2 protein-coding genes are annotated in these 5221 nt (G+C 67.6%); both read left to right on the top strand.

All coding sequences use genetic code 11. The features are described from left to right. On the top strand, positions 1-4293 hold a 4293-nt coding region (locus ACH5AC_RS38310; protein WP_398866986.1), incomplete at its 5' end, for an SDR family NAD(P)-dependent oxidoreductase. Further along, positions 4283-5221 (top strand): beta-ketoacyl synthase N-terminal-like domain-containing protein (locus tag ACH5AC_RS38305; protein ID WP_398866985.1); only part of this gene is annotated, 939 nt, incomplete at its 3' end. The genes ACH5AC_RS38310 and ACH5AC_RS38305, both read left to right, overlap by 11 nt.

Here is a 5221-nt window from a genome sequence, read left to right as displayed (position 1 = left end):
ACCAACCACCCCCGCCGCGCCGCCATCTCCGCCTTCGGCGTCAGCGGCACCAACGCCCACACCATCCTCGAACAAGCCCCCACCCCCACAACCACAACCACCCCCGCAGAAGCCACCACACCCCACCAGACCGGCCCCCTCCTCCTCCCCCTCTCCGCCAAAACCCCCAACGCACTCCACCACCAAGCCAAACGCCTCCACACCCACCTGATCCAGCATCCGGAGCTGCCGGTGGCAGAAGTGGCACACACCCTCGCCCTGCACCGGACCCACTTCACCGAACGCGCCGCCCTCATCACCGACGACCGCGACGAACTACTCGCCGCACTCCAAGCCCTCGCCGAAGGCAAACCGCATCCTCATCTCGTCACCGGCACCGCCCACGACGGCAAGACCGTCTTTGTCTTCCCCGGCCAGGGCAGCCAATACGAAGGCATGGCCCGCGAACTCTTTGCCGCATCGCCCGTCTTCGCCGAGCACCTCACGGCCACCTCTGACGCCATTCGGACGCACGCCGGATGGAACCTCATCGACGTCCTTCACGAGCGGCCGGGCGCCCCGAGTCTCGACCGGGTGGACGTCGTGCAGCCCGCGCTCTTCGCCGTCATGGTCAGCCTCGCCCGCCTGTGGCAGCATCACGGCATCACGCCCGACGCCGTCATCGGTCACTCCCAGGGCGAGATCGCTGCCGCCCATATAGCGGGCGCGCTGACTCTGGACGACGCCGTCAGGGTCGTCACCCACCGGGCCAAGGCCATTGTCGCGATAACCGGGACCGGAGGCATGGCCTCCGTGCCGCTCCCCGTGGAGGAAGTCCGGTCGCTGCTCGGCTCGTACGAGGATCTGCACATCGCCGCTCACAACAGCCCGGCCTCGACGGTCGTCGCCGGCGACGCCGACGCGCTGGCCCACCTGGTCGTCACGCTCAACGACCAGGAGATCCGGGCCCGCACCATCCCGGTCGACTACGCCTCGCACACCCCCCATGTGCACGCGCTCCGGGACACGTTGCTCACCGCCCTCGACGGCATAGCGCCGCGCACAAGCGACGTCACCTTCTACTCCACGCTCACCAACGGACCATTGGACACGGCCAAGTTGACGGCCGAGTACTGGTACCGCAACCTCGCCAATCCCGTACTGTTCGAGCCCGCCACCCGTGCGCTGCTCACCGCCGGTCCCACGACCTTCGTGGAGGTCAGCCCGCACCCGGTGCTCACGACCGCTCTCCAGGAGACGGCCGAGTCGCAGACCGCCGCCACCGAGGCCGACGCGTCACAGACGCCGGGCACGATCGCCGTCGTACCAACACTGCGCCGCGACCACGACGACCTGCGGACGTTGCTCATCGCCCTGGCCACCGCACACACCCACGGCCACCCCCTCAACTGGAAAACGATCAACCCCACCACATCAACGACCTCTCTTCCCACTTACCCCTTCCAACACAAGCCCTACTGGCTCACCCCCACCACCACACAACCCCACCCCACCACCAACCACCCCTTCCTCCACACCACACTCCACCTCGCCGACACCAACGCCACCCTCCTCACCGGAACCATCTCCACCACCACACACCCCTGGCTCACCGACCACACCATCCACACCACACCCCTGCTCCCCGCCACCGCCTTCCTCGACCTCACCCTCCACGCCGCCCACCACACCAACACACCCCACATCCAAGAACTCACCCTCCACACCCCACTCCCCCTCACCACCACCCCCACCGACCTCCAAATCACCATCAACCCACCCACCCCCCAACACCACCGCACCCTCACCATCCACTCACGCCCCACCACCCCACCCCACACCACCAACAACCACCCCTGGACCCACCACGCCACCGCCACCCTCACCCCCACAACCACCACCACACCCCAACCCACCCCCCACACCACCTGGCCACCCCCCAACACCACCCCCATCAACACCACCCACACCTACAAAAACCTCACCCAACACGGCTACCACTACGGCCCCACCTTCCAAGGACTCACCCACGCCTGGCACGACAACACCAACCCCAACCACCTCTACGCCACCATCCAACTCCCACCCCACACCCCCACCACCGGACACCACATCCACCCCGCCCTCCTCGACGCAGCACTCCACACCCTCACCCTCACACCCGACAACAACCCCACAACCCACACCAACCCACCCAACACCATCAACCTCCCCTACACCTTCCACAACACCACCCACCACACCCCCAACACCCACCCCACCACCCTCCACATCCACCTCCACAAAACCACCAACACCACCATCACCCTCACCGCCACCGACCCCCACGGCACACCCATCACCACCATCCAAAACCTCACCCTCCTCCCCACCCCCACCACCAACCTCCCGGCAAAGAACCCCAATTCACCTGTCCTTAAAGTTGATTGGGAGCCCGTTCCCCCGCCCTCGCAGCTCACGGAGCAGGCGCCCGACGTCGTCGTCGCAGACCTCGCCGGCGAAGCCGACGACGGTCAGGCGGCCGCCCCGTCGCTGCCACACCAGACGCTGCGCCGAACCCTCGGCCTCCTGCAGAAGTGGCTCACCGACGAGCGGCACACCGACTCCCGCCTCGTCCTCATCACCCACCAAGCCGTCACCGTCCACCCCGACGAAACACCCGACCTCACCCAAGCCCCCCTCTGGGGACTCGCCCGCACAGCCCAAACCGAACACCCCCACCGCATCACCATCATCGACACCGACAACACCACCCGCAGCCACAACACCCTCCACACCGCCATCAACACCAACCAACCCCAACTCGCCATCCGCAACGGCCACATACACACCCCCCGACTGGTTGCCGCCGCCAAGGACCCAGCGAAGCGTTCCGACTGGAGGACCGATGGCACGGTGTTGATCACGGGCGGCACCGGCGCCCTGGGCGCACTCACCGCCCGCCACCTGGTCACCCGACACGGCATCACCCACCTCCTCCTCACCAGCCGACGCGGCCCCGACGCCCCCGGCGCCACCCAACTCCACGACGAACTCACCGCCCTCGGCGCCCACGTCACCATCACCGCCTGCGACACCACCGACCACACCGCCCTCGCCCACCTCCTCACCACCATCCCCGACACCCACCCCCTCACCGCCGTCATCCACACCGCAGGCGTCCTCCAGGACGCCACCATCGAAAACCTCACCCCCCAACACCTCGACACCGTCCTCCGCCCCAAGGCCGACGCCGCCTGGAACCTCCACCAACTCACCCGCCACCTCGACCTCGACGCCTTCATCCTCTACTCCTCCATGGCCGGACTGATCGGCTCGCCCGGGCAGGCCAACTACGCGGCCGCCAACACCTACCTCGACGCCCTCGCCCACCACCGCCACACCCTCGGACTACCCGCCACCAGCCTCACCTGGGGCCCCTGGGCCGAGGAGGGCAGCATGACGGGGCATCTGACCGAGGCGGACATCGCGCGGATCACCCGCACCGGCTTCCCCCCGCTCACCAGCGAGGAAGGACTCGCACTCCTCGACGCGGCCCTCGGGCTCAGCGATCCGGTCGTCGTCGTCACGAATATCGACGATTCCGCACTACGAGCGCGGGCCGACGCCGACACCCTGGACCCGCTGCTCGGTGGGCTCGTCCGCACCACACCGCGCCGCGTGCCCAAGGCCGCGAACCCGACGGCCCTGTGGCAGAGCCCGGAGAGTGAAACGGACGACGACAGCGGGTCGCCCGCAGCGCTCCGTCAGGAGTTGGCACGGCTCAACGACGACGGCCGTCTCCAAAGGCTTCTCCGGCTGGTGAAGACGACGGTGGCTGACATTCTCGCGTTCGGCGGCCCGGAGGAGATTCAGAGTGGCACCGGATTCCTGGAGATGGGATTCGATTCCCTCGCGACCCTCCAATTGCGCAACCGGCTGAACTCGGCCACGGGCCTCACCTTCTCCTCGACGCTCGCGTTCGATCATCCCACTCCCGCCGCGCTCGCCGAACACGTGCGGAAGACGCTGGCCGTGGAGGCGCAGGCCGACGCCGGGGACCCTCTAGACGTGTTGGAGAGGTTCGAAGCCGCCCTGGGATCCCGTCAGTTCGAGAACGCCCAGGTACGCGGGAAGATCAGGGAACGGCTTCAGGACCTTCTTCTCAAGCTGGACGAGCCCATGGCAGGCGACGGCCAGTCCCGGTCCCAGTCCCTCAATGGCGGAGTTCTGACGGCTGCCACAGCAGACGAAGTTCTCGATTTCATCGACCGGGAATTCGGCAAGACCACATCTTTCGACGTTTCCAGTGAGGCGATCACCGATGGCGAATGACGACAAGGTCGTTGAGTATCTGAAGCGGGTCACGGCGAGCCTCTATCAGACCCGTGAGCGTCTGCAGGACGTCGAGGAACGTGCCCATGAACCGATCGCGATCGTAGGCATCGGGTGCCGTTTCCCCGGCGGTGTCACCACACCCGACGAGCTGTGGGACCTGGTCGCCGAGGGACGGGACGCCATCACCACCTTCCCCGACGACCGGGGCTGGGACCTCGACACCCTCTACCACCCCGACCCCGACACCCCCGGCACCACCTACACCCGCCACGGCGGCTTCCTCCAACACCCCGACCACTTCGACGCCGCCTTCTTCAACATCTCCCCCCGCGAAGCCCTGGCCACCGACCCCCAGCAACGCCTCCTGCTGGAAACCGCCTGGGAAGCCCTCGAACACGCCGGCATCGACCCCACCACCCTCCACTCCACCAACACCGGCGTCTACATTGGGATTTCGGCGCACGATTACGGTCCGCGTGCCTACGAGGCCCCCGAGGAGCTCGGCGGCTACCTGATGTCGGGCAGCTCAAGCAGCGTGGCCGCCGGTCGCATCTCGTACACCTTGGGCCTCCAGGGCCCCGCTTTCAGTGTTGACACCGCGTGTTCGTCCTCCCTGGTCGCCCTGCACCTCGCCTGCCAGGCGCTGCGCCGCGGTGAGTGCCAGTCCGCTCTGGTGGGCGGAGTCGCAGTGCTGTCCACGCCCAGCGTCTTCCTCGAGTTCAGCCGCCAGCGCGGCCTCGCCCCCGACGGACGCTGCAAACCCTTCTCCGCCCACGCCGACGGCACCGGCTGGGCCGAAGGCGCCGGCGTCCTCTTCCTCCAGCGGCTGTCCGACGCCCAGACAGCAGGCCACCCCATCCTCGCCGTCATCCGCGGCACCGCCATCAACCAGGACGGCGCCTCCAACGGACTCACCGCACCCAAC

This window comes from Streptomyces sp. NPDC018693 (assembly GCF_044391385.1).
Lineage (GTDB): Bacteria > Actinomycetota > Actinomycetes > Streptomycetales > Streptomycetaceae > Streptomyces.
Note: the sequence above shows the minus strand (reverse complement) of the source record. Positions and strands in the feature narration are given on the sequence as shown.